This is a genomic window from Fulvimarina pelagi HTCC2506 (genome assembly GCF_000153705.1).
Lineage (GTDB): Bacteria > Pseudomonadota > Alphaproteobacteria > Rhizobiales > Rhizobiaceae > Fulvimarina > Fulvimarina pelagi.
In genome coordinates, this window is the sequence record NZ_DS022272.1 from 2,380,795 (window position 1) to 2,407,246 (window position 26,452).

Annotated in this window: 23 protein-coding genes; 12 read left to right on the plus strand and 11 right to left on the minus strand. The window is 60.5% G+C overall.

Annotation, left to right across the window (positions count from 1 at the left end; genetic code table 11):
* Positions 1–19 precede the first annotated feature (19 nt).
* From FP2506_RS11160 to FP2506_RS11170, 3 genes are all read right to left on the minus strand, one after another.
* On the minus strand, positions 20–1,303 hold the full coding sequence (locus FP2506_RS11160; RefSeq protein ID WP_007067590.1) for an acetyl-CoA C-acetyltransferase: 1,284 nt from the start codon (positions 1,301–1,303) through the stop codon (positions 20–22).
* Positions 1,303–3,573, minus strand: coding sequence for an acyl-CoA dehydrogenase (locus FP2506_RS11165; protein WP_007067591.1), 2,271 nt, complete (start codon positions 3,571–3,573; stop codon positions 1,303–1,305). Before FP2506_RS11165 ends, FP2506_RS11160 begins: the two co-directional genes overlap by 1 nt.
* A 262-nt stretch (positions 3,574–3,835) precedes the next feature.
* Positions 3,836–4,978, minus strand: coding sequence for a DUF3616 domain-containing protein (locus tag FP2506_RS11170; RefSeq protein WP_007067592.1), 1,143 nt, complete (start codon positions 4,976–4,978; stop codon positions 3,836–3,838).
* 159 nt (positions 4,979–5,137) lie between these two features.
* Here FP2506_RS11170 and FP2506_RS11175 point away from each other — a divergent pair, with 159 nt between their 5' ends.
* Positions 5,138–6,169, plus strand: a complete 1,032-nt coding sequence (locus FP2506_RS11175) for a sodium:calcium antiporter (protein ID WP_007067593.1) — start codon at positions 5,138–5,140, stop codon at positions 6,167–6,169.
* Here FP2506_RS11175 and xylB read toward each other — a convergent pair.
* Entirely contained in the window at positions 6,166–7,644 is a 1,479-nt protein-coding gene (xylB, locus tag FP2506_RS11180) for a xylulokinase (protein ID WP_040489777.1), read from the minus strand. The two genes, FP2506_RS11175 and xylB, sit on opposite strands and share 4 nt — an antisense overlap.
* 457 nt (positions 7,645–8,101) lie before the next feature.
* On the opposite strand from xylB, the gene FP2506_RS11185 reads away from it, so the two are divergent.
* From FP2506_RS11185 to FP2506_RS11230, 10 genes are all read left to right on the plus strand, one after another.
* The gene (locus tag FP2506_RS11185) at positions 8,102–8,587 is read left to right on the plus strand and encodes a hypothetical protein (protein WP_148227546.1); all 486 of its coding nucleotides are present in this window, start codon (positions 8,102–8,104) and stop codon (positions 8,585–8,587) included.
* 555 nt (positions 8,588–9,142) lie between these two features.
* Complete coding sequence (gene dps, locus FP2506_RS11190; protein WP_040489103.1) at positions 9,143–9,652, plus strand: DNA starvation/stationary phase protection protein Dps; 510 nt, start codon at positions 9,143–9,145, stop codon at positions 9,650–9,652.
* Between the two features lie 97 nt (positions 9,653–9,749).
* A complete protein-coding gene (locus FP2506_RS11195; protein ID WP_007067599.1) occupies positions 9,750–11,978 on the plus strand; it encodes a primosomal protein N' in 2,229 nt (742 codons plus the stop codon).
* Between the two features lie 54 nt (positions 11,979–12,032).
* Entirely contained in the window at positions 12,033–12,647 is a 615-nt protein-coding gene (locus FP2506_RS11200) for a hypothetical protein (RefSeq protein ID WP_148227547.1), read from the plus strand.
* Between the two features lie 176 nt (positions 12,648–12,823).
* Positions 12,824–13,216, plus strand: coding sequence for an AGROH133_08824 family phage infection protein (locus tag FP2506_RS11205; RefSeq protein ID WP_007067601.1), 393 nt, complete (start codon positions 12,824–12,826; stop codon positions 13,214–13,216).
* Between the two features lie 305 nt (positions 13,217–13,521).
* Entirely contained in the window at positions 13,522–14,082 is a 561-nt protein-coding gene (locus FP2506_RS11210; RefSeq protein ID WP_007067602.1) for a F0F1 ATP synthase subunit delta, read from the plus strand.
* A complete protein-coding gene (atpA, locus tag FP2506_RS11215) occupies positions 14,082–15,611 on the plus strand; it encodes a F0F1 ATP synthase subunit alpha (RefSeq protein WP_007067603.1) in 1,530 nt (509 codons plus the stop codon). Before FP2506_RS11210 ends, atpA begins: the two co-directional genes overlap by 1 nt.
* A 91-nt stretch (positions 15,612–15,702) precedes the next feature.
* Entirely contained in the window at positions 15,703–16,593 is an 891-nt protein-coding gene (locus tag FP2506_RS11220; RefSeq protein WP_007067604.1) for a F0F1 ATP synthase subunit gamma, read from the plus strand.
* Between the two features lie 25 nt (positions 16,594–16,618).
* Entirely contained in the window at positions 16,619–18,073 is a 1,455-nt protein-coding gene (atpD, locus tag FP2506_RS11225) for a F0F1 ATP synthase subunit beta (protein ID WP_007067605.1), read from the plus strand.
* Between the two features lie 86 nt (positions 18,074–18,159).
* Complete coding sequence (locus FP2506_RS11230) at positions 18,160–18,564, plus strand: F0F1 ATP synthase subunit epsilon (protein ID WP_007067606.1); 405 nt, start codon at positions 18,160–18,162, stop codon at positions 18,562–18,564.
* An 85-nt stretch (positions 18,565–18,649) separates the two neighbouring features.
* Here FP2506_RS11230 and FP2506_RS11235 read toward each other — a convergent pair whose 3' ends face one another.
* Positions 18,650–19,390, minus strand: coding sequence for an ABC transporter substrate-binding protein (locus FP2506_RS11235; RefSeq protein ID WP_007067607.1), 741 nt, complete (start codon positions 19,388–19,390; stop codon positions 18,650–18,652).
* Between the two features lie 166 nt (positions 19,391–19,556).
* Between FP2506_RS11235 and FP2506_RS11240 the strand changes: the two genes are divergently transcribed.
* Positions 19,557–20,249: a haloacid dehalogenase type II gene (locus FP2506_RS11240; protein ID WP_007067608.1), complete on the plus strand. Its 693-nt coding sequence runs from the start codon at positions 19,557–19,559 to the stop codon at positions 20,247–20,249.
* A gap of 59 nt (positions 20,250–20,308) precedes the next feature.
* On the opposite strand, the gene ybgC is transcribed toward FP2506_RS11240, so the two are convergent.
* From ybgC to FP2506_RS11270, 6 genes are all read right to left on the minus strand, one after another.
* Positions 20,309–20,752, minus strand: a complete 444-nt coding sequence (ybgC, locus tag FP2506_RS11245; protein ID WP_007067609.1) for a tol-pal system-associated acyl-CoA thioesterase — start codon at positions 20,750–20,752, stop codon at positions 20,309–20,311.
* A 62-nt stretch (positions 20,753–20,814) separates the two neighbouring features.
* Positions 20,815–22,062 carry a putative DNA modification/repair radical SAM protein gene (locus tag FP2506_RS11250; protein WP_040489780.1) on the minus strand — a complete coding sequence of 416 codons (1,248 nt, stop codon included), beginning with the start codon at positions 22,060–22,062 and terminating at the stop codon, positions 20,815–20,817.
* 90 nt (positions 22,063–22,152) lie between these two features.
* Positions 22,153–22,362 (minus strand): hypothetical protein, encoded by a 210-nt coding sequence (locus FP2506_RS11255; RefSeq protein WP_007067611.1) that lies wholly within the window; start codon positions 22,360–22,362, stop codon positions 22,153–22,155.
* A gap of 746 nt (positions 22,363–23,108) precedes the next feature.
* Entirely contained in the window at positions 23,109–23,624 is a 516-nt protein-coding gene (locus FP2506_RS11260; protein ID WP_040489782.1) for an RNA pyrophosphohydrolase, read from the minus strand.
* 141 nt (positions 23,625–23,765) lie between these two features.
* Positions 23,766–24,833, minus strand: coding sequence for a divergent polysaccharide deacetylase family protein (locus FP2506_RS11265; RefSeq protein WP_187289045.1), 1,068 nt, complete (start codon positions 24,831–24,833; stop codon positions 23,766–23,768).
* A gap of 236 nt (positions 24,834–25,069) precedes the next feature.
* Positions 25,070–26,437 (minus strand): S41 family peptidase, encoded by a 1,368-nt coding sequence (locus FP2506_RS11270; protein WP_040489104.1) that lies wholly within the window; start codon positions 26,435–26,437, stop codon positions 25,070–25,072.
* Between the last annotated feature and the right edge of the window lie 15 nt (positions 26,438–26,452).

The window sequence follows — 26,452 nt, forward strand, 5'->3', positions numbered from 1 at the left end:
CGAAGCAAGTTCGGGATTCTCAGGCCGCTTCAAGCAGCATGGCGCCGCCTTGGCCGCCGCCGATGCACTCGGTCGCGATTCCCCGTCTCTTGCCGAGCCGCTTCATGGCGTTTGCGAGATGGAGGGTGATCCGGTTGCCGCTGGTGCCGACGGGATGACCGAGCGAAATCGCGCCACCATCGACATTCAGGCGATCCATGGCAATTCGCCCGCCGGCTCCATTCAGACCCAGCACCTCATCGGCGATGGTGCTGTCGTCGAGTGCCTTGACGCAGGAAAGCACCTGCGCCGCGAACGCCTCGTTGATCTCCCAGAGATCGATATCGGCAACCGCCATTTCCTGTCGCTTCAGGATCGGCGCCGTCGACACGACAGGACCGAGCCCCATGATCGATGGATCGAGTGCACCCCATTCGGAATCAACGATGCGGGCGATCGGCTTCAGGCCGTGCTGTTGGACGGCCTCCTCCGAGGCAAGGATTGTCCAAGAGGCTCCGTCGGTAATCTGCGAGGCATTGCCGGGGGTTACTTTGCCGTATGGCTTCTCGAAAACGGGCTTCAGCTTGGCGAGAGACTTCACGTCCGAATCTGGGCGAACACCGTCGTCCTTTTCATAGACCGAACCGTCTTGCGCGACGGCAGGCAGCATCTCGTCCTTGAACCAGCCTTCATGCGTCGCTTTGGCGAGCCTGTGATGGCTTTCTACGGCGAAGGTGTCGGCATCGCGCCGGGAGATGTCGAAAAGATGGGCCAGGATCTCAGCGGTCTGGCCCATATTGAGTTCGGTAATCGGATCGGTCAGACCCCGTTCCAAACCGAGTACCGGCTTCAGATAATCCGGCTTCAACCCCGACGCCGCCTTCAGTTTCTGCCCGGCCGTCTTGGCTCCGTTCAACCGAGCGAACCAGTCGACGGCGCCGCGACGCAGGACGAGCGGCGAATGGCTCAGAGCCTCGGCCCCACCGGCCAGAACGATATCTGCCGTCCCGCGCTCGATATAACGGAAGGCCGTATCGATCGACTGCATGCCGGAGCCGCAGTTGATCTGGACGGAAAAGGCCGGCGTCTCGTCGGAGATGCCAAGTCGCAGAGAGGCGACACGCGCCGGATTCATTTCGTCGGCTATTACGTTGACGCAGCCAAGAATGACGAGATCGATTGCCGTTTCCGGAAACGGTTGGCGCATCAGGAGAGGCCGTCCACACTGGACCGCCAGATCGACAGGCGTGAAGGGTCCCGGCTTCCCGCGTGCCTTGATAAAGGGCGTGCGGGAACCGTCTACGATGTAGACCGACTTCGGCATTACTCGGCAGCCTCGCGATTTATCTCATGGGAATTATGGCCGGTGCCGCGCGCATCTTCCGCCGTGAAGCGCGAGACCTCCGTCATCTTGAAGGCGTCGACTTCGATCACCTTGCGCTGGGCGGCCTTGAACGCAGTGAAAGTGTCGAATTCTTCGGTCGTGATCACGCCGTCGTCGCGTGCCCTCTCCGCGTTGGAGAGCTTCGCTTCACGCATCTTCTTCTCGATTGGCTCGCACTTGTGGGCCAGCACAAAGGCACGTTCGAGATCCGCAATCGGATGCGCGTCGCGGTGCTCACCGAGATAGAGGTCCGGCGTCAGGCGATCGCGCTGCGAAGATGGCCGAAGAAGAATGTCGGCTACTTCGCGGACGAGATCGTCGGAAGGCTGCTGGTACGGAACGCCCAGCGGGAAGGCGACAAAGCGTGTCAAGGAAGCTGCCCAACGGGCAGGAAGGTTATCGAGAACACCGTTGAAGGAGATCGCGATCCGGTTCATCCCCTTTTGCATGATCAGTTCCACGATCGGGCGGTCGGCCTCTGGACGTCCCTCGACCTCGAAGCGCTTGAGGCAGGCCGCGAGAAGGTAGAGTTCCGATAGGATGTCTCCGAGGCGTGCGGATATCATCTCGCGACGCTTGAGGCTTCCGCCGAGCGTCAGGAGGGCAAGGTCCGACAACAGTGCAAAGGCAGAGGACAACCGCGACAGCTGACGCCAGTGACTGGTCATCGCAGCCTTCGGAGCAGGAGCGGCGAGTCCGCCGGTCCAACCGCGCCAGAAGGCTCTAAACACGTTCTTCACGGAATGCCCGGCATGGGCCCAGAATGCCTTGTCGAATTGCTTCAACCCTTCCTTCTCATCGGGGTTGGACAGTGCGAGCAGCTCTTTCAGCATGTATGGATGGGCGCGAATTGCACCCTGGCCGAAAATCATCAGGCTGCGCGTCAAGATGTTCGCGCCCTCGACCGTGATGCCGATCGGAACACCGCGATAAGCTGCCGCCATATAGTTCTTAGGACCCTCGATGATGGCCTTGCCACCATGAATGTCCATGGAGCGCTCGATCGACTCGCGCATTCGATATGTGGCGTTCGCCTTCATGATTGCGGAAATGACGGAAGGCTTGTGACCCTCGTCAAGCGCGGCGACCGTCAGACGGCGCGCGGCATCGATGAGATAGGCGTTGGCAGCGATCTCGGCGAGCGGTTCTTGTATGCCCTCGAACTTGCCGATCGGTACGCCGAACTGGGTTCGGACGCGCGAATACGCACCGGAAACGCGGGCGCACATCGCGGCCGAAGCACCGGACTGCGAGGGTAGCGAAATACCGCGCCCTGCCGCGAGCGCGGTCATCAGCATGGTCCAGCCTTGGCCGATCTGCTTCTCGCCGCCGAGAATCCAGTCCATCGGGATGAAGACGTCTTTGCCGTAGATCGGACCGTTTTGGAAATAGGTATTGAGTGGAACGTGCCGCTCGCCCTGGTCGACACCCGGCGTCGAAGTCGGAATGAGGGCGACAGTGATACCGAGGTTTTCGCCGCGACCGAGGTGGTTCTGAGGGTCGCGCATCTTGAAGGCAAGGCCCATGACGGTCGCGACGGGAGCAAGCGTGATGTAACGCTTTTCGAAATTGAGACGGATGCCGAGGACTTCCTTCCCCTCGTGCTTACCATATTCGACGATACCAGTATCAGTCATCGCAGCGGCGTCGGAACCGGCTTCGAGCGAAGTCAGACCAAAGCAGGGGATCTCACGGCCGTCGGCAAGGCGCGGCAGCCAATAGTCGCGCTGTTGCTGTGTGCCGAAGTCGAGCATCAGTTCGCCTGGTCCCAGGGAGTTCGGAACCATGACAGTCACACCAGCAGCGACGGAGCAGGACGACACCTTGCGGACGACTTCGGAATGAGCGGTGTTGGAGAAGCCGAGACCGCCGTATTCCTTCGGAATGATCATGCCGAAGAACTTGTTCTCGCGCATGTATGCCCATGCTTCAGGCGGCAGATCATGATCCTCGCTGATGATCTTCCAGTCGTCGATCATCGAACAGAGCTTTGAAGCCGGCCCGTCGAGGAACGCCTGCTCTTCCTCGGTCAGCATGGCCGGCGGCATGTCGACGAGGCTTTGCCAATTTGGATTTCCGGTGAACAGTTCGCGGTCGAACCAAACGGTACCAGCGTCGATCGCTTCGCGCTCGGTTTTCGAGATCGCGGGCATCACGCCCTTTGCCCATTTATAAATCGGACGGGTCAGCTTCTCGGCTCGCCAAGACATGCAGATGCACTCCTCGTTGCTTCACCCTGCCCAGTTCAAACTAACGTAGGCGAATGGGTTTAGTTTCCAGTCCAGAAATCGAATTTGGATTGTCTGCCGGAAGCGCCAAAACCGCTGGACCCGCCGTCGACTTCACAAAGACAAATCTTACGTTGCCCCTGTTTACGTAAACGGAAGACAAATGAAAAGGGGGAAATTTTGTCGCTGCTTACGTGCTCCCTGCGTAGCCGGATACATCTCAGACGAGCACTTCGATGAGTCATTAGGAGGCGGGCAGATCGAAGACGTCGACGACAACACTGCACTCCTGGTCGCTGACACGCTCTTCGGATGGCGAGTCGTACGCGATCAGTATCTTGAGGTCTCCTTTTATCGTCGCTAACGCGAGACCCTCCGCACTATCGACCCCACGCTTCGGCGGGAGATCGAGCAGCCGTTTGACCTCAACCATCGGATATAACGACCGCTCGGGATCATAGTCCGTGATCTCGATTACGGACTGAAAGCATTCCAGATCGGTGGTGGCTCCGGTTAGGATCAGCAGCCGTTCACCCTGCCAGACCATATCCCGGATGCCCTGGCCGTTGAGGTCGACGGACTGAAGGGCATAGCGCTTCCCTGTCGCTTCCTGCTTTCGCGCCTTGAGGAAGCCGCCCTTCGTCTTCTTTATTTCAAGCCGTATGATCATCGCATAACCGCCGATGACGGGACCGCGCAGGCCGATCAATACCGTATCGCCCCGCACCGCGATCCCTTCGATATCAAAACCGTTCTCCTTGCAGGGCAGCGGCACATAGGGACCGATCAGCGGATCTTTCGCCATCATATCCCGGATCGGAACCTTGTTTTTCGAGAACTTCACCATTCTGGCGTGCCGAGCTGGCGTCTTGTCGAGCGGCTCGTAAGCACCGACGAGATCGAATATGCCGTCTCCCTTGTCGAGGAGGGGCACACGGCCGAGAAAGCCACGGTTCGCGTCCCAGTCCAGATCCTCGAGATCGTAGACTCCGCCGCCTTCGATCTTGTCGCGCTTGAGCGAATGGGATCCGCAAATCCAGAGATATCCATCGGCGACGGCGAGGCCCTCGATATCCATCTCCCCGTCCGGCCCGTCGGGCAATTCGAAAGTCCGGCCGAGATTGAAATTGACGTGGTCTTCCGCCCTGAGGGTATCCTCATCGAGCACCAACCTCTCGACAGTCGAGGTCTCGTCGCAGGTCGAGAAGATCGACCGACCGACAATCGCAAGGGAGGAGATGTCGCGCCAGATTGGATCGTTGACTTCGGCAAAATGCTCGAGCGGTCTGAAATACATACTGATCGTGCCTGAGCGCTCGCGTTCGAGGGCGTGCTCCTTCTCAAGCCCCGCGTTCGCGCGTTCGGTAACCGGCATAGTCTTGGTCATATATGCGGCCCTTCCTTCTGGTGCGGGCTTCAACCCCTCCTACTCGAACGACGAAGATGACCGGGCACCGGTCTGCCGTCCAGTCTCCAGAACCGACCTTGCCGGCATCGTCGATGCGCTAGTTGCAGCGCTAGAGACGAACACGCAGCGGTCGGGCCCTTGACGATACTGATCTGGATCGCGGTCGCCGCCGCCTCGACAGCCATCGTGTGGAAGGCAAGCGGCGCGCTGGAAGGTTCGAGCGAGAAGCTCTCCCGGTTTTACGGACTGCCCCCGGTCGTCCAGGGTACGATCGTTGTGGCGGTAGGCTCGAGTTTCCCAGAGCTCGCGACCACCGTCATCTCCGCACTCATCCACGGCGAGTTTCAACTCGGCGTTGCGGCGATCGTTGGCTCGGCCATCTTCAACATTCTCGTCATTCCCGCCCTCTCCGGCCTCTTCGCCAAGGAGGGGCGGCTTGAGAGCAGCCGCGAACTCGTCTTCAAGGAAGCGCAGTTTTACATGATTTCTGTCGCAGTGCTGCTGCTCACCTTTTGTTTCGCCGTCATCTACTTCCCGGTCGAATCAGGCGCAGACACCGTGGCAGGCGAGGTCAATCGGCTGCTCGCGCTTATCCCGCTCGGGCTCTATGCCCTCTACATCTGCGTCCAGTATCTTGAAACCGTCGAGAGCACGCAGGACAACGATAGCGGAAACGTTTCGGTCGGCAGACAATGGGCGATCTTTGCAGGCTCACTCCTCGCCATCGTCATCGGCGTGGAGGGGTTGGTGCGCTCGGCGATCCGATTCGGAGAAATCTTCGACACACCGAGCTTTCTCTGGGGCTTCACGGTGATCGCGGCCGGCACGTCAATCCCGGACGCCTTCATCTCAGTGCGCGCGGCGCGCAAAGGTGACGGAGTCATCTCTATCGGCAACGTCCTCGGCTCGAATATTTTCGATCTTCTGGTTGCGATCCCCGCTGGAGTGATGGTCGCAGGAGCGACCGTCATCGTGTTTTCGGTCGCCGCACCCTTGATGGGTTTGCTCACGCTCGCGACGATCGCACTCTTCGTGGCCTTGCGGACTTCAATGGTGCTGAAGCGACGCGAATGCGTAATGCTGCTCGGGCTCTACGTCGTGATCGTCGTTTGGGTCGTGCTGGAGAGCTTCGGCGTCACAACGATGATGCGCGGACTTCTCGCAGGCTAAGCTGGCGCGTCGGATCCGGAATCCCGGGCAAGAGCTGCGATCGCCGGGTAGAGCGCGCGGTAGCGACCATAGGCTTCCTCGAAAGCGCCCTCGAGATCCGTGAGCGGCTCAAAGCTCTCTGCGATTGGCGGCATGGTCATGACTGTAGACGGGTCTTCGCCCGTCGCGGCGCATCGGCCGAGGCGGGCCGCGCCCAGAGCGGCCCCGAAATCACCGGCTTCGGGAAGCACGATCTCGGTCTTCAGGACGGTCGCCAACAGTTGCAGCCAGTAGGCCGAACGTGCACCGGCACCGACCGCCACCAGCCGCTTCGGGCGCGAAGATGCGGCGCCGGCCTCCAGGCAATCGCGCATCGAAAAGGCGACACCCTCCATCACGGATCGAATCATCGCCGGGCGGTCGGTATCGGCTTCCAGCCCCGCGAAGACGCCGCGGATTTCGGCGTCGTTATGCGGCGTGCGCTCACCCGAGAGGTAGGGGAGGAAGGTCAGCCGTCCTGGCGCTGAAACATGCTCGCCGAGTGAACCTGTCAGGTCGCCCGGTTTTTCCTGCAGAAGCTTGGAGAGCCATTCGATAGAGCCGGCGGCGGACAGGGTAACGCCCATCTGGTGCCACAAACCGGGAATTGCGTGGCAGAACGTGTGGATCGCAGTTTCGGGCGCCGGTTCGTAGCCGGCTGCAGGTGTGAAGAGGACACCTGAGGTGCCAAGCGAGAGAAACCCACTGCCAGGCTCCGAGACGCCCACCCCGCAGGCCGAAGCCGCGTTGTCACCCGCCCCTCCAGCGACCCTTACCCCCCTTCTGAGCCCGAAACGCTCGGCGAGGTCGACACGCAACTCACCCGAGGCCTCAGTCCCTTCGACGAGGCGCGGCATGTGAGAGCGGGACAGATGCGTGCGCTCCAGCATCCGGTCCGACCAGTCGCGCGCGCCGGTATCGAGCCAGGAGGTTCCCGCAGCATCGGACATCTCGGAGACGCGCTCGCCGGTGAGCCAGAGCCGCAGATAGTCCTTCGGCAGAAGGACTGCGGCGACTTTGCCGAAGATATCTGGCTCGTGGGCACGCACCCAGTCGAGCTTTGGCGCCGTAAATCCGGGAAACACGATGTTGCCGGTGATCTGCCGCGCTTCGGCATCGTCGAGGGCAGCGGCTTCCTTGGCCGCGCGCGTATCGTTCCAGAGGATGCAGGGTCGCAGCGGAACTTCGGCCTCGTCGATGAGCGTCGCCCCATGCATGTGGCCGGAAAGGCCGATACCCTCGACGGCTGCGAGCATCTCCGCATGGTCGCGCTTCAGTTCAGAGAGAACGGACTCGCAGGCGACGATCCAGCTTTCCGGATTCTGCTCGGACCATCCGAACGCTGGTCGCTCGACCGTCAGATGCGCGGTAGCCGAAGCGATCGGCTTACCGTCCTCGCCGACGAGAAGCGCCTTAAGCGAAGAGGTCCCGAGATCGAGGCCGAGCGTGACGGTCATGATGTCTTCCAGCTTTGCGATGGGTTCAAAATCGCCGGCATCCTGCCGCCGAACTTCGTCTTTCCGCAACCCTGCCCTCGCCTTGCTTTCCCCGCGATGGCGGTGACAGGGCGCGTGGGCTGCCTCGCGCGCAATTCCGTGACAAGTATATTTATGACCGGCCCGCCAGGGCTATTCCGATCATCTTACGCAAGGAAAGTGAAATCGAGAACTCGAGCCAGACCTATTAGGCCTGTCCAAATATTAATGCGCCCAACCTGAATTTATATGAACCGTCAAGCATACCGCGCATTGTGGGACCAGAAGCGACAACACAGCGTTTCACAGACGATCGATGCGGTCGGGGAGAGATGGCGGAAGAATGTCTTACGAGATCGATCCATCGTTTCCCGCGGCCGAATTCAAACCAGGGACCGGCGATGGTCCGATCCCTTCAAAACAGCAAGAGGACTTCACGATGAGGAAGCTACTTCTCGCAACATCCATCATCGCACTCGGCATGAGTCCGGCCCTTGCCCAGACCGGCGATTCTCCGAGCGACATGACGAACGGCAGCACCGGCGCCGCAGCGACCTCCGAGTCGGATGCCGCGCCGCCGGCGACGTCGGAGTCGACCACCGGCGCCACGAGCAACGCGCCGATGTCGACGGAGGATATGGTCGCTTCGCAGGAAAAGGTGCTGAACGCCCTTGAAGAGGCCGGTTACACCGACGCCGAGATCATGGATGCGGCCTATATGGTGCAGGCCCAGACGCCGGACGGTGAGCAGGTCCTCATGATGATCGACACCAGCGGTCGAGTCATGGGCGCTCAGCGCGCACCTGAAAGTGGCGCCGCCGCCAACGGCAGCTCCTCCAGTACGGATTCGATGGACAGCGAGTCGGGTTCAGGCTCGATGGACGATTCCTCGAATGCCGAGGAACTGGACGGAGCATCCAACTGAGTCCCGTTCATCGCTGACCAAACGGCGAAACAATCGAACCGGCGCGCTTATAAAGGGCGTGCCGGTTTTTTCGTGCGCGATCAGTTAGGTTTGCCAAGACAGTCTCTCAGGGATCCGGCGAGATCGAGGCGCACCCGCATCGGCAAGGACCGAAAGCATTCGCGCGCGCGATCCATCCGTTCCTTGCGCCCAAACCGCTTTTAATGCGCACCCATGATGTCGTCCAGATAGAGAAAGTCTGGTGCGGCATAATCATGAAACCGAGCTGGCCATTTCTTGCATGAGGGGTGCCCAGATCGCATTCGCGCATTCAGTCGTCGATATCTCGGTCACGGCGTGCTCCTGCTCGAACTGCCATGCGGCATGATCTTCAGTGTTGAAGACTCGCGCTCTCTTCGAATTGTGAACGGTGCGGCCATCCGGCTGTAATGGAACCGTTGCGGAATAAGTTTATTTTCCGCAGCGAAACGCCCGTAGGCTTGCTGCTGCAACCGAGCAGGCCAGCCTCCCGATTTTGGGCAAACATCGTCAAAACCACCCGCGAGGTTCAGTATCATGGCAACGAATGGCCAGGCGTCTCTGCACGCAACGAAACATCCTCTTTCTGAAAATACACGCGGCGCGATGGTGCAGCTTCTTCAAACCCATCTCGCGACGGCGCTCGACCTTACCTACCAGACGAAGCAGGCCCACTGGAATGTGAAAGGGCTTAATTTCATCGCAGTCCATAAGCTTTTCGACGAGTTGCATGAGACGACAGAAGAGTTCGTCGACGACATCGCCGAGCGGCTGACGGCGCTTGGCGGCCAGGCCCACGGTACTGTGCAGGCCGCTTCGGAGAACACGCTTCTCGATCCCTATCCGCTCGATCTCATCGACTCCGAGGCGCATCTCCGGCGGCTCTCGGATTCCTACGCCAAGTGGTCGGCGAAGCTCATGAAAGGCATCGACGAGGCGAGTGAAGCCGGCGACGATCTGACCGAAGATCTTCTTACCGAGGTTGGGCGCGGCATCGACGAAGGTCTTTATTTCCTCGAGAGCCATTTCCAGGCTGTCGAGACCTGATCGATCCACATCCAGCCAAATTGGCGATCCCGAAAGCGCCGTGGCTACGCCGCGGCGCTTTTGTTATGTGCCGCAGCCGACTCCTATATCCTCGCCCATGGCGAAACCCCTCGAATCAGGAGCCGGCGTGACGGCCAATGGCGACCTCTTTCCGCAGACGACCGTGCCCGTCCTCGTGCCGCTTCCGGTCGACCGGCCGTACTCGTACGCGGTGCCGGAGGGGATGGCAGTCGAGCCGGGCTCGATCGTCCAGGTGCCGCTCGGTCCCCGTCAGGTGGCGGGCGTTGTCTGGGAAGCGACCGGCTTGAATGGCGATGAGGTCGACTCGAAGAAGCTCCGACCGATTACGCAACTCTTCGACTGCCCACCTATCGGCGCCGACATGCGCCGATTCATCGACTGGGTCGCCGACTATACGCTGTCTCCGCCCGGTCTCGTCGCCCGCATGGCGCTCCGCGCGCCGGCCGCCTTCGATCCCGAACCCTGGATTGAAGGCCTGGAAGCGACCGAGGCTCGCCCCGAACGGATGACGGACGCGCGCCGGCGCATCTTCGGGGCGGCGGAGGAAGCACTCGTCTGGACGAAGTCGGGCCTTGCCCACGCCGCTGGCGTCACGCCCTCCGTGGTGGACGGCTTGATGAAGCTGGGCGCGTTCAGAGCGGTGAAGTTCCCGCCGCCGCCTGCCGTTGCCGAACCTGACACGAGCTACGGTCGAGCCGAGTTGAGCGAGGAGCAGAGCGAGGTTGCGGGCGAACTTGCCGCGACAGGCTGCCAGAACGAATTTTCGGTCACGCTGCTCGAGGGTGTTACCGGATCGGGCAAGACAGAAGTTTATTTCGAGGCCGTGGCATCGGCGCTCGATGCCGGAAAGCAGGTCCTCATCCTCCTGCCGGAAATTGCCCTCACCCAAAGCTTCCTCGACCGCTTTCACGAGCGCTTCGGCGCGCCCCCTGCCGAATGGCATTCCGACATCGCTCCGAGGATGCGCGAGAAGATTTGGCGGCAGGTCACGGAGGGTCGCGTGCGCGTCGTCGCCGGCGCGAGGTCCGCGCTTTTCCTGCCGTTCAAGGAGTTGGGGCTCGTTGTCGTCGACGAAGAACACGACCCTGCCTACAAACAGGAGGATCGCACATTCTACCACGCGCGAGACATGGCGGTGGTGCGCGGCCGCGTCGGCGGCTTCCCGGTCATCCTCGCCTCTGCAACGCCCTCGGTGGAGACACGGGTGAACGCGGATCTTGGCCGCTACCGGCATCTGCGCCTCGAAGCCCGCTATGCCGAGGCTTCGCTGCCCGATCTTTCGCTTGTCGACATGCGCCATGCCCCGCCGCCACGAGGCCGCTTTGTTTCACCGCTTCTCCTCACCGCGATCAAGGAGACGGTGGCGCGCGGCGAGCAGGCGCTGCTCTTTCTTAACCGCCGCGGCTATGCACCCCTCACGCTTTGCCGCGTCTGCGGCCATCGCTTCCAGTGCGCGTCCTGCTCGACATGGCTCGTCGACCACCGCCTTCGCGGCATCCTGCAATGCCACCACTGCGGCTTTCAGACCGCGCGGCCGGAAGCCTGTCCGGAATGCGGGACGCTTGATCATCTTGTCGCCTGCGGGCCCGGTGTCGAGCGGATCGCGGAAGAGATGCTTACCGATCTGCCCCACGCGCGCACAATACTCCTGTCTTCGGATTTGCCTGGCGGCGCGAGGCGCCTGCGACGGGAGCTCGAAGCAATCGCCGATGGAGAAGCAGATATCGTCATCGGCACTCAGCTTGTCGCGAAGGGCCACCACTTTCCGATGATGACGTTGGTAGGCGCGATCGATGCTGATCTTGGCCTTGCGAATGGCGACCCCCGTGCGGCCGAACGCACCTTTCAGCTTCTCCATCAGGTTACCGGACGAGCAGGCCGAACGGGAAAGGCAAGCCGCGGGCTTATCCAGACGTATCAGAGCGAGCATCCGGTGATGCAGGCAATTGCCTCGGGAGATGCGGAGACCTTCTATGCGCGCGAGATCGCCGAGCGAGAGCGTTCGCAGCTGCCACCCTTCGGTCGCCTCGCCGCGATCGTCGTTTCGGCGAATTCGAAGAAGGAGGCCGAGGACTACGCCCGGCAGGTTCGGCAAGCCGCGCCGGACGATCCCGACCTCGAAATGCTCGGCCCGGCCGAGGCGCCGCTTGCTGTTCTGCGCGGCCGGCATCGCTTCCGCCTTCTCGTCCAGGGTTCGCGCCGTGCCCCGCTTCAGTCCTATTTGCGTGCAACCCTCAACCGCGCTGCGGCACCGCGGGGGTCGGTGCAGATGCAAATCGACATTGACCCACAGAGCTTTTTGTGACGTTGCGCTTTAAGCCTTACGTAACGATATATTGGACAAGGGAGGAATGGATCGGTGAGACTTTTGGGATCGAGGACGTTTCGCCCGCTTGGGATCGGCCTCTTGGCGCTGACATCGCTCGCGGCCGTCGTCATGTCCGCCAGCGCACAGAGCGAGTCCGGTAACGAAGAAGCTGCCCCGCCGCCGCCATTCGAAAGCACCCAGCCCGGCCAGAGCGCACAGCCAAATGTCAGCGAGCAGGCGCAGGGTCTGCATCTCGGCGAGCTTCACTGGGCGCCGATTGAAAGCCAATGCGGCTTTACCGGCGGCGCGAATGCCGTCCCCGAAATGGAAACGAAGGAGGCGCAGCCCCTCGTCTTCGTGACCATGGCCTCGGCAATGCCCGACCGCACTTCGCTGCTGGAGCGCGGTTATATTATGGCGAACGGAATCGTGCGCGAACTCGAACGCGGCAAGTCCGCGCCGAACCGGGAAGGCACTGTCACAACGGTTTGGCGATCTGCTGGCGAGCCGCGCATCAACGTGTCGGTGGCGATCGACGAGACGAAGAAGACCGGTGGCGAGGTCGAGTACGACGGATCGATGACGGTCCACTGGGGCGACAAGAAGGAAACGGTCGAGATTCAAGGTCGCTGCATCGACCCCAGTGCAGCTTCAGGCACGCACTGAGAAGTGCTTCATTCCAGGCTAGTTCGGGCCTGAAGCAGAAGCTTTAGGATATGAGAGGACGGGAGTAGCACGCCTTCTTCGGTTAATTCGGGCAATCGATCGAATGAACCGGTTTTAGTGAACGGATATGATGGTCTATAAGCCGGTCGTCATTTCCTCAGCACATCGACCTTCCCATGCAGTTTGCCGTTCCGACCGAGTTCCGCGACCTCCTCCCCTTCGTCTCGGCTTGCGTGACGATCCTTCTTGGATTGATCGCGCTCTTCGCACCGCGCCTGACCTTGCGCGCGCTCAGGCTGCAGCCTCGTGAGACGCGACCCGAGGCGGCAGGGGAACCGCGTTCGGTCATCGCTGGATTCTGGCTCGGCGTCGGGATAGTCACCCTTTTCTTCTTCGATCAGATGTTCATTCAGCTCTGTCTTGGGGCCGGCTGGCTGATGAGTGCATTCGGCCGGTTCGTCTCGATTCTCTCAGATGACGGCGTGACCCTCGTGAACTGGCTCGTTCTGCTTTTCATGCTGGCCCTTGCCTTCGCCGCTCTCGCCCCCGCTCTGGGTTTCGTCACTTGAATTCGACAAGAGATATGCGGCTTTCGCATCCGTCGGAAGGCGAAAAACTCAAAACTTCCAAGGGTTTCGAAACTCACTCGCAGCGCTCGGCGCGACGGTTCGCCGATAGGTGCCGAAACCGCCCTTCAGTATGTTGTCGCGCCAAAAACCCTATGCTAGAGGGTCCGCTGTCTTCACGAAGGGTGATGCGGACGCGATCGTCTGCACCTCGCCCTTCTTGATATTTTCGGTGGACGGCGCACCTCCTGGCGTGATCACAAGCTGAAAATTCAGGAACAACCAACGCGAAAGAGAAACGGTCGTCCGTGGCAAAATCATCCTCTCCCGTTTCGGAAGTTGCTGACCGCTACGCCCAATCCCTCTTCGATCTTGCGCGCGAGGACGGCTCCATCGAGACCGTCGAATCCGAACTGGATGGCTTCCGCGACCTGATCGACGAGAACGCGGATGTCAGGCGTCTGGTCGAGAGCCCTGCCTTCACCGCCGATGAGCAGGCGAAGGGTGTAGAGGCGATCGTGAACAGCGCACAACCCAGCGCGTTGACCGGTAATTTTCTCAAGGTTGTCGCGAGAAATCGCCGGCTTTTCGTTCTGCCCGGCATGATTCGGCGCTTTAAGCAGCTCGCCGCCGCCCATCGTGGTGAGATCGAGGCGGAAGTAATCACCGCCAAGGAAATGAGCGACGCCGAACGCAACGAACTCAAGGACGTTCTCGGCACCTATGCCGGCAAGACCGTCACCCTTCGCGAGCGCGTCGATCCCTCGATCCTCGGCGGACTGATCGTTCAGGTCGGTTCACGCATGGTCGACACCTCGATTCGCACCAAACTCAATTCGCTCAAGCTTGCACTGAAAGAGGTCGGCTGATGGACATCCGCCCCGCGGAAATTTCCGATATCCTGAAAAACCAGATCAAGAACTTCGGTGCCGAAGCCGAAGTCTCGGAGGTCGGTCAGGTTCTCTCGATCGGCGACGGTATCGCCCGCGTCTACGGCCTCGACAACTGCCAGGCCGGTGAGATGGTCGAGTTCTCTGACGGCATCCAGGGCATGGTCCTGAACCTCGAGGCCGACAATGTCGGCGTCGTCGTGTTCGGCTCGGACCGCAACATCAAAGAAGGCGACACGGTCAAGCGTACGGGCGCCATCGTGGAGGTTCCGGTCGGCAAGGGCCTTCTCGGTCGAGTGGTCGACGGCCTCGGCAATCCGATCGACGGCAAAGGCCCGATCGAGAGCTCGGAAAACCGCCGCGTCGACGTGAAGGCACCGGGTATCATCCCCCGAAAGTCGGTTCACGAGCCGATGTCGACGGGCCTCAAGGCCATCGACGCTCTGATCCCGATCGGCCGTGGCCAGCGCGAGCTCGTCATCGGCGACCGTCAGACCGGCAAGTCGGCCATTCTTCTGGACACGATCCTCAACCAGAAGCCGGCCCATGACGAGGGCCGCGAGAACGACAAGCTCTTCTGCATCTACGTTGCTGTCGGCCAGAAGCGCTCGACCGTCGCGCAGTTCGTTCGTACGCTCGAAGAGCGCGGCGCGCTTCAATATTCGATCGTAGTCGCCGCGACCGCTTCGGACCCGGCTCCGATGCAGTATATCGCGCCCTTCGTCGGCTGCACGATCGGCGAATATTTCCGCGACAACGGCATGCATGCAATGATCGGTTACGACGATCTGTCCAAGCAGGCCGTTGCCTACCGCCAGATTTCCCTGCTGCTTCGTCGTCCGCCGGGACGTGAGGCTTATCCGGGTGACGTCTTCTACCTACACTCCCGTCTCCTGGAGCGCGCTGCTAAGCTTTCCGACGATCACGGTGCCGGTTCGCTCACCGCGCTTCCGGTCATTGAGACCCAGGCAGGCGACGTTTCGGCCTACATTCCGACCAACGTGATTTCGATTACCGACGGACAGATCTTCCTTGAGACGACCTTGTTCTATCAGGGTGTCCGTCCGGCCGTGAATGTGGGCCTGTCGGTCAGCCGCGTGGGCTCGTCGGCGCAGATCAAGGCGATGAAGCAGGTCGCCGGCTCGATCAAGGGCGAACTTGCCCAGTATCGCGAAATGGAGGCTTTCGCCCAGTTCGGGTCCGACCTCGACGCCTCGACCCAACGGCTCCTCAAGCGCGGACAGCGCCTCACCGAACTTCTCAAGCAGCCGCAATTCTCGCCGCTGAAGACCGAAGAGCAGGTCGTCGTAATCTACGCGGGCACGAACGGCTACCTCGACGATCTGAAAGTCGATCAGGTCGGGGACTTCGAAGAGGGGCTCCTCAACGCAATGCGGAACGATCACAAGGACGTTCTCGACGCGATCGCGGAGAAGAAGGCCCTTTCCGACGAGATCAAGGACAAGCTCAAATCGGCGGTCGACAAGTTCAAGAAGAACTTCGCCTGATCGATCGGCGCAAACGATCGAGATCAAACGGAACCGCCCGGCCCCTCTATAGGCGGCCGGGCCGCGACATCCCGGAGACGCGCGACACCCAATGGCATCCCTGAAGGATCTTCGAAATCGTATCTCCTCGGTCAAGTCGACCAAGAAGATCACCAAGGCCATGCAGATGGTGGCCGCGTCGAAGCTGCGCAGAGCGGAAGAAGCCGCGCAGAACGCGCGTCCCTATGCCGAGCGCATGCATTCGGTCCTGTCCAACCTCGCCGGCATCAACCAGAACGAAGCTCCCAAGCTGATGACCGGCACGGGCAAGGACGACGTGCATCTGCTCGTCGTCTTCACCGCCGATCGTGGGCTGTGCGGCGGCTTCAACGCCTCTATCGTCAAGAAAGCCCGCGCCAAGCAGCGTGAACTCGAAGCCAACGGCAAGTCGGTGAAGTTCTATGCCGTCGGCAAGAAGGGCTACGACCTGATGCGCCGCGATCTTTCGGACAAGATCGTCGACTCGATCAGCTTCCGCGAGTCGAGCCGCGTCGGCTTCGACGAGGCCGCGCAGGTCGGTGACAAGGTCATCGACATGTTCGAGGCCGGTGAGTTCGACGTCTGCCACCTCTTCTATGCTGAGTTCGAGAACGTGATGACCCAGGTCCCGACGGGCCAGCAGGTGATCCCGGCGTCCGTCGAGGAAGACGAAGACGGCGAAAACGAGAAGAAGGGTTCGGACGCGGGAACGACCTACGAATACGAGCCCGATCCAGCTGGAATCCTCGACGATCTGATCCCGCGCAACATCAAGATCCAGATTCTTCGAGCCCTGCTTGAGAACGCTGCGTCCGAACAGGGTGCGCGCATGACCGCCATGGACAGCGCGACGCGCAATGCCGGCGACATGATCGAGAAGTTGGAAATCTCCTACAACCGTCAGCGTCAGGCCCAGATCACGACCGAGCTGACCGAAATCATTTCTGGCGCCGAGGCGCTCTAGTACACTCTCACGGAAGGAGGCCACGATGGCTGACACCGACAATCAGAACCGGCCGAAGGGTCGCGTTGCCCAGGTCATCGGCCCGGTCGTCGACGTAGAGTTCGACGATCATCTCCCGGCGATCCTGAACTCGCTCGAATGCGACAACAATGGCAACCGGCTCGTCCTCGAGGTCGCCCAGCACCTCGGCGAGAACACTGTCCGTACCATCGCAATGGATCTGACCGAGGGTCTTGTCCGTGGGCAGCCGGTCAGCGACACCGGAAATCCGATCCGTGTGCCGGTTGGCGATGCAACTCTTGGCCGTATCCTCAACGTCATCGGAGAGCCGATCGACGAAGTCGGCCCGGTCAATTCGAACGAGACCCGTGCGATCCACCAGTCCGCACCTGATTATATCGATCAGTCGCCGGAGTCGCAGATTCTCGTGACCGGCATCAAGGTCATCGACCTTCTGACGCCTTATGCCCGCGGCGGTAAGATCGGCCTCTTCGGCGGCGCTGGTGTCGGCAAGACCGTTCTCATTCAGGAGCTGATCAATAACGTTGCGAAGGCCCATGGCGGTTACTCCGTGTTCGCCGGCGTCGGCGAGCGGACGCGCGAGGGCAACGATCTCTACCACGAGATGATCGAATCCGGCGTGAACGTCGATCCGCACAAAAACGATGGCTCCGCAGAAGGCTCGAAGGCGGCACTCGTCTTCGGTCAGATGAATGAGCCCCCGGGAGCCCGCGCACGCGTCGCGCTCACGGGTCTCACGATCGCCGAGCATTTCCGCGACGCCGGCCAGGACGTCTTGTTCTTTGTCGATAACATCTTCCGCTTCACGCAGGCGGGCTCCGAGGTGTCGGCGCTTCTCGGCCGTATTCCATCGGCCGTGGGCTATCAGCCGACGCTGGCCACCGACATGGGCCAGATGCAGGAGCGCATCACGACGACGAACAAGGGTTCGATTACCTCGGTGCAGGCAATCTACGTTCCCGCCGACGACTTGACCGACCCGGCACCGGCGACGACCTTCACCCACCTGGACGCGACGACGGTGCTCAACCGCTCGATCTCGGAGAAGGGCATCTATCCGGCCGTCGACCCGCTCGATTCAACCTCGCGCATGCTGCAGCCGATGATCGTCGGCGAAGAGCACTATCAGGTAGCGCGCGAAGTGCAGGAGATCCTGCAGAAATACAAGTCGCTGCAGGACATCATCGCCATTCTCGGCATGGACGAGCTGTCCGAAGAGGACAAGCTCACGGTGCAGCGCGCCCGCAAGATCGAGCGCTTCTTCTCTCAGCCCTTCGCGGTCGCTGAGATTTTCACGAATACGCCAGGCGAACTGGTTCCGCTGGAAGACACGATCCGTTCCTTTAAGGGTCTCGTCGAAGGCGAATACGACCATCTGCCGGAGTCGGCCTTCTATATGGTCGGGTCCATCGAACAGGCGATCGAAAAGGCACAAAAGCAGGCCTCGCAAGCCGCTTGATGCAATGAGAAGCGCGTCGTCCACACGGAGGGCGCGTTCCCCGTCCGCTTGAAAGCGGCTCGTCAACGCCACCGAAGACAGGCGACATGGCTGACAGTTTCAAATTCGAGCTCGTATCACCAGAAAAGCTCTTGCTCTCCGAAGACGCCAATTCCGTCGTCGTTCCGGGCAACGAGGGTGAATTCACCGTGATGAGCAATCACGCGCCGTTCATGACGACGCTGAAGCCAGGCATGGTCACCGCGAAGCTTTCGGGCGGCGAGGAAAAGAAGCTCTTCGTTCGTGGCGGGTTCGCGGACGTCAACGAGAACGGCCTCACACTCCTTGCCGAACATGCCGAGCCGGCGGACAACATGACCGCTTCGCAACTCGACGAGCATATCGAAGCGGCACGAAAGCGCATGGATGATGCCGAACACGACGACACGCGTTTCAAGGCGGAGGAGTATCTGTCTCAGCTACTCCACGCAAAGACGCAGCTGCCGGCCTGATCCAAGTACGAGCACATCGAAATTGGCGAACGCCATCCCTCGGGGTGGCGTTTCTCGTTTCTGGGGTCATCGACTGCGCCCTCGCCTATTTCAAGGCGGGCGCGACTCTCAGGCTTTCTTGACCGGACCTGTCGAGTTCACGTCGGATATACCCGTCCACTTTGGCCTCTTCTACAAAACGCGACAGCTCATCGGCGAGGTGTACGAAACGGCGCGGCAGAGCCATCGCTTGGCCGATCGCCGTGATCGTGCCATCGAGCATGCGGTAGGCCGGATCGTTGCCGAACGCTTTCTCCAGCGATTGCGTGACCCCGACGACGGCATCGGCAGTGCCACCATCGGCCTTGAATGCGGCGAACGACGCGCCGGGATCGGCTTCGCGAAGAAGCTCCATGTGCTGGGCATGTTCGCTGAGGAAGAGGTCGTAAGCCGAGCCCTTCGCCACCATCAGTTTCACGCCCCTGCGATTCAGGTCCTCTACGTGGCGCAGCGGCGAGTCTGAGCGGACGAGAGCCTTAGCTTCGATCAGAACATAGGGCGCAGAAAAGGCGACATGTTCTTCGCGATCCGGATCGATCGCGCAGAATGCGATCCGCCAGACATCGTCAGCGGCTGCATCGACCACTTTGCCGGCCCCGGGAAATTCGATCAGTTCCGGCTCGGCCCCGAGCGCGGCGCAGAGCCTTTTTGCGAGAGCCACGGTGATGCCGCCGAGTTCGCCCGTCGCTTTGTCGCGAAAGGCGAGTGCCGCATTGCCGAGGTTGATGGCAACGCGGAGCTTGCCATTCTCGACCAGTTCGGCACGCATGGTTTCGTAGTTCGTCATACGCCATAGACCTCAATGCTGCGGATTCTGCCGCCGGCTGCTAACGCTCGGCACCCCAGAAAGCACATGTGAAGAGCTGTCTGAGTTGGAGTTTGCCTGCAGGCCACCGAAGTCCAAGTATCATTTTCAGATAGTAGCAAGCCAGCGTAGAGCGGAGCGTGATCGAATGGCGAACCAGCGACCGAAGGCCATCATCTTCGATATCATCGAAACGATTTTTGCGCTCGAGACTGTTCGACCCGAACTGGTGCGTCTGGGGCTTCAAGCCAGCGACCTCGAGACATGGTTCGCCTTTGGTCTGCGCGACGCCTTCACCCTCAACGCGACGCGCGCGGTCAAGCCTTTCCCGGAAATACTCAAGGGCGCGCTTGCACAGCTTCTCGCCAAGCGCGAGCTCGATCCTCCCGTGGAAGACCGCGAGCGGGTCTTCGAGGCCATGCGAAACATGTCGGCGCATGACGATGCTGCCGAAGCGCTTGCGATCCTGCGGGACGCGAATCTGCCTGTCTATGCACTGTCCAACGGCGCGCGCGCCTCGACGCAGAGCCTGCTTGACAATGCGGGACTGACCCATTTCTTCACCGACCTACTCTCGGTCGAGTCGATCGATCAATTCAAGCCGAGCAAGCCAGTTTACGACCATGGCGTCGCGGCGACCGGTCAACGAGCTGCGGACGTCATGTTGGTTGCGACCCATGCCTGGGATTGTCACGGCGCAAAGATGGCTGGAATGCAGGCGGCTTTCGTCGCGCGGGGTCAAGTTTATCCCGATGTGATGGTTGCGCCGGATCTGACAGGCGTTGAACTACTCGATGTCGCTCATTCCATCGTGAACCTGAACGCTCCCGCCGAGCGTTAGGAGATTTGGTTCGAATTTGAGACTGAACGTCACAAGGATCGGCTGACCGATCGTGCTGATCATAATGTTTCAGGCGCGAGTACTTCCAAAACGCGTTTCGGCATTCGCATTGGCCGGCCCTCCGGCGAAATGACCGCGACTTTCACCTGCGCTTCGACCAGCACCTCACCGTCACGCGAGATCGACTGGTCGAGCAGCACGCGCGCGCCGCCGAGTTGCCTGGTGCGGGTTGAGACGAGAAGCACCTCATCAATCCGCGCAGGCCGGAGGAACTCGATCTCCATCTTGCGCACGGCAAACGCCATCGGATTGCCGAGCGAGCCGCTCATCAGCTGGCGATGACCGATCCCCTTCAGCCGTAAGAAGTCCGAACGCCCGCGCTCAAGGAAATGCAGATAGCGGGCGTGATACACGACACCGGAAAAATCCGTGTCCTCGAAATAGATGCGGACATCGAGTTCATGCCCCTCATCCGTCAGCCGGCCCGCCAGTTCGCTGTTCATGGTATTTCCATTTCACGCGAAACGGAGCCTTGCAAGACGCGGGTCTCCAGAAGGCGGATACGCTAGAACAGCTCCAACTGAAGTGCCTGCTTTCGAGCCTTCGGCAGAAAATTGTCGCGTAGACCGGCGCTGTCCGTCAGTCCACCCGGCGACCAGTCCGGCGTCAAGATGAAGGGGCGGACCTTGTCGATCGACTGGCAGAGCTTTGCGACATCATCGAGCCGAAGCGTTCGGAAGCGACGCGTGGAGAGGATGCGCTTCACCGCTCGGGTGCCAAAGCCCGGCACGCGCAACAGCATCTCGCGATCGGCCCGGTTCACGTCCACAGGGAACCGGCCGCGATTCTTGAGGGCCCACGCAAGCTTCGGATCGATCGCAAGATCGAGCATGCCGCCGTCACCACCCGACACGATTTCGCCGCGGTCGAATCCATAGAACCGCATCAGCCAGTCGGCTTGATAGAGCCGGTGCTCGCGCATCAGCGGCGGCTTGACCAACGGCAGCTTGGCCGAGGAATCTGGTATCGGCGAGAAAGCGGAATAGTAGACGCGTTTCAGCCGGTAATTTCCGTACAGATTCTCCGAGCGTCCAAGAACAGCGTCGTCGTCCGCTCCATCGGCTCCGACGATCATCTGCGTCGATTGCCCGCTCGCGGAAAATTTCGCCGGTTTCCGGCGGTCGCGCTTCTCCCCTTTATGCTCCTCGATCTTCTCGCGAAGATGAGCCATCGAGCGCCGAATATCGCGCGGGTTCTTTTCCGGTGCGAAGGCGCCCAGAGCAACGTCGGTCGGCAGTTCGATGTTGATCGACAGCCGGTCGGCGAAGAGCCCCGCCTCCTCGATAAGCTTCGGCGCAGCATCGGGAATCGTCTTGAGGTGGATATAGCCGGCGAAGTTCTCTTCCAGCCGCAGCTTTCGGGCGATCCGCACCATCTCTTCCATCGTGTAGTCCGAATTACGCACGATTCCGGACGATAGGAACAGTCCTTCGATGTAGTTGCGCTTGTAGAAATTCATCGTCAGGTCGACGACTTCCTGAACCGAAAACCGCGCCCGCTGCACGTTCGACGACGATCGATTGACGCAATAGGCGCAATCGTAGATGCAGAAGTTTGTCATCAGGATCTTGAGCAGCGAAATGCATCGACCGTCTGGTGCATAAGCATGGCAAATGCCATGTCCTTCGGTCGAACCGATACCACCGGTCTTCAACGAATTACGAGATTGTGCGCCCGAAGACGCACAAGACGCATCGTATTTCGCGGCGTCGGAGAGTATCGCTAGCTTGTCGCGGATAGAGAACTTGGCCATCTGCGACATATAATGTTCTTGTTTCGTTCGATCCAGTTCAAACTTTGCCGCTCTTCAGTCAGAACCCTTAGTGAGACGTTCTGGTGAGAATCAGATTTTTTGCTCGCGTTCGTCAGGCCAACCGCATTCCCAACGTTTCACGGTCCAATTGGGATGGTCGCCGGCCCATTGGGCAACGTACGGCGCCGAGAGCATCACGCATTGCGCAAGTGACTGGCGAGCCTGAAAACTCAGGCGCTCCTCGCGGCAGGATTCTGGGTTGGTCACCATGCAGACTGTCAGGATCAGATCGACCATCATACTCGACGTTCCTCCCAAGAACGAGTTGATCCGGCGGTACGAACTATGTCGAACCCACCGATTGGCGCCCGAGATTGTTTATGTGATGCGACTGCATGGCATCGCAAGCCTCGGAGAAGGGTCATGGCGCCGCAGGTTCGCGAACCAAAACCTGCGGCGCATACGTCCCGTCCCATCCGGGCTGCGCAGGAAGCTACGAAGCGCCCCTTCTGATGGTTTCGTCACACTTTGAGGACAGAGATAAAATGCCGACGGGCGGTAAGGAGCAACTCGTCGTTATTGATCTAGCGACTTTCGTTTTAGCCAGCTTACCCGCTTGGACGAGAGTCTTCAGCGTGCCTCAGTCAAAGACGCGCTATTCCCCCGCCAATCGCTTATCGTATCCGGGTGGCTCATTCGCTCGGCTGCTGATTCAGTCCAATCGCCCGCAACTTGGCCTAATATACCAATGGCGAGAATAACGCCGAGTGCCCCGCTTAGCGTTTGTAATATAGGTGTGGAGGTGACGTTGTGGTGAATAGGATGTTCGGCGTGATGGTAGATGGCCATCGCACTCACTCCAATCTTTCTCGGTGATACCCTTCCACCGATACATAATCAAAGTGAATGATAAGACAAATGAATGTTAGATATGATATGCATCATTGATATTGATCAATAACGCGCGTTTCAGTGCTGCTCTGCGTGAATAAGCATTCAGAAGTAGTGCTGAATTACGCAGTTCTGAGTGTCCGAAGCGACGGCGGTTACCGAATCTGAAGGTGCGCGAACGCTCTGACGACCTTCTCGTAAACCTCGCGCTTAAATGGAACGATGAGGTCCACGAGGTCGTCCATTGGCTTCCAGGCCCATTCGTCGAACTCGGCGTTCTCATTGCCTGGCGGGGGGTCGATCTGAATCTCGGATTCCTCGCCCTCGAAGCGGAAGGCGAACCATCGTTGAGTTTGCCCGCGAAAACGGCCTTTGAGAGCAACGCCCACCAAGTGTGGCGGGAGTTCGTAATCGATCCAGTCCGGCGCTTCGTGAAGCAGAGAGATGGTCTTGATGCCGGTTTCTTCCCAGAGCTCGCGCCGGGCGGCTTCAAGCGGGTCTTCCCCCTCGTCGATCCCACCCTGTGGCATCTGCCAGAGCTTGGTGGCGCCGGACATCTCACCGTTGTCTTCTATTTTGCGACGCCCTGCCCATACGAGATTGTCGTGGTTGAGGACCATGATCCCAACGCATGGTCGCAGGGGCAGCGGGTCATAGTCGATCGGCTTCATGGGCGGGCCTGCTTTGTCGTGCTTGGAACGTGCGACCCCGTCGGGCGGCTTGTGCGGTGACATCGTGCTAAGCAAGACAAGGGCAAGGGCCACGAGGTTCTCAAAGGCCCGGAGCCACATCGGGCGGCCTTTAAAGGCGCGTCAGCGTCCCTCCGGATCCCTAACGACCGAAGAAACCGGGGTCACCGTGATGCCGCGCCGTTCGGCTTCACGAATCCAGCTGCCGATAACGGACGTCGTCGTCTCGAAGGCAGAAGCGACGCCAATAGCGTGGCCTCTAGTCCGGGCAATCTGTTCGAGCTGATCGAGCCTGCGGCTGATCTCGCCGGCGTCCTGAACGTCGTCCAGAACAAGGTCGGCGGCACCGGCAGGTATCGACGTCGTTTCGGCGAGATCGACAGCGACGGAGCGCGCCGATGAGCCGTCGTCGAGATACATGAGGCCGCGCCTTGCGAGCTCGCTCATGAACGGATGGAGGGCACTTGCATCGGAGGTCAGTTGACCGCCGAGATAATTCATGACGCCGACATAGTTCGTCATCTGTCCGAGCGAGGCAAGAACGCTGGAGAAGTCCTCCGCATTCATTTGTTCGCTGGTGACCGTGTTGTCACCCGGATCGTTCGTCGGGTAGCCGACGGGTTCCATCGGCATCTGCAGAAGCAGTTCATGTCCGCCGCGCCGCGCCTCCTGCATCCAGCGCGCGAGACTGTTGCCGTTCGCCGCAAAGGCGAGCGTCACTTCCGACGGCAGGTTCCTGATCGCACTCAGCGTGCCGGACTGGCTGATTCCGAGGCCGCCGACGACGATGGCGACGCGTGGCCCCATCCGCGACGGCGACGCGCCGCGATAGACGTCGAAGGGCCTACGCCCGTCGACGGCGCGCACCGGAAGTAGACCATATTCGCTGTCCTCGATGAAAGCGTCGTCCGGCATGTGAGCGACCGATATAGCTTGCCGCATATCGCCGAGATCGCGCACTTCCATGTTCGCCGGCTGGTAGGGGAGTTCGGTCGTCTCGCGCCGCGCGCGCTCATTGAGGGCTGCGTCGATATCGATCTGTTTTGCGGTTCCGCGAACGCTGGATATGCCACCTGTCGCCACTTGATCTATCCCCGCCAACTCCACCGTTCCGGACGCGTCGGAGGGATGACGATCGATCCGATCGAACCAAGCGGGATAGAGCGACAGCGCAATCAGAATGACAGCCACGGTGCCGAGCCCTAAGTCAGCGCGCGTCGGCCGCAGGCTACGTCGGGGCGAACGGGCATTCGCTTTCAAGGGTTGAGAGAAAATCGCGTCCATGGCCGCAGAGCTTAGCGGTCAAGGCTGACGCGGGGCTCGCTGATCTCGATGGGGTCTTCGGCGGACGGCTCGACGTCCTCTCAAAAAATCGGCCCGGATGAGACATCCGAGCCGATCGAATACCGTGTCGGTGGGCAGAGCGGTCAGTTCGCTGCCGTATCCGCTGACGAATTGGTGTCGACCTTGGCCTGTTCCTTCGGCGGGAACATCGCATTGGTTTCGACACCGTTCAGTAGATCGAGAGCGTATTTCAGCTGAAGATCCTCTTCGCGATCCTGCGGCACGTAGCTGGACGAACCGGAACCCTCGTCGGTCTCTTCGTTGCCCGTGATATGGCCACGCAAGGAAGATTCGCCTCGACTTATCTCCTCTTCAGGGTCAAGGCCCATCTGGCGCTTGATCTCGTCAGGCAGCGGCTGCTCGACCATGATGTCCGGATCGATGCCTCGGCCCTGGATAGAGCGGCCCGACGGCGTGTAATAGAGCGCCGTCGTCAGACGCATGGCGCCGGCCGATCCGAGCGGGATGATCGTCTGCACGGAACCCTTGCCGAAGGATCGCGAGCCGACGACGGTCGCCCGCCGTTGATCCTGCAGCGCACCTGCCACGATCTCGGACGCGGAGGCCGAGCCACCGTTGACGAGCACGACGAGCGGCTTGCCGTCGATGTCGTCGCCGGAACGTGCGTTGTAGCGGCGAGTCTCGTCGGCGTTGCGACCCCGGGTCGAGACGATCTCGCCCTTTTGGAGGAAGGCATCCGAGACCGACACGGCTTCGTCGAGGAGGCCGCCCGGGTTGGAACGCAGATCGAGGACGTAACCCTTCAGATCGTCGCCGACTTCCGCGTTTATCTCGCGCACAGCTTCCTCGAGACCGACCGTGGTCTGCTCGTTGAAGCTGTTGACCTTGATGTAGCCGACATCATCGATCGCTTCGTGCTTCACCGACTCGACGGTGATCAGATCGCGGGTCAGCGTCATGCGAAGCGGCTTCTCGGCGCCCTCGCGCACGACCGTGAGCTTCACATCCGTGCCGATCTCGCCCTTCATCTTGTCGACGGCTTCGGAGAGCGTCAGACCGCGCACCTGGTCGCCGTCGATCTCTACGATGAGATCCCCAGAGAGGATACCGGCCTTTTCAGCAGGCGACTCGGCAAAGGGCGAACCTTCGACGAGAACGACTTCGTCTTTCATCGTGACCTGTATGCCGAGACCACCGAACTGACCGCGCGTCTGAGAGCGCATGTCCTGCGCTTCCTTCGCGTTCATGTAACTGGAATGCGGGTCCAGCGAGGTCAGCATGCCGTTGATGGCGCTCTCGACCAGTTCCTGGTCGTTCGGCTCTTCTACGTACTGGGCGCGGACGCGCTCGAAGACGTCGCCGAAGATCGCGAGCTGCCGATAGGTGTCAGAGCCTGCAGCGTTCGCAACGCCGGAACTCTGGCCAGCGACGGTCACCGCCGCCGCTCCCATCAATGCCCCGGCAAAGAGTATCGAAAGCTTACGAAACATTCCCCGTCCTTCCCA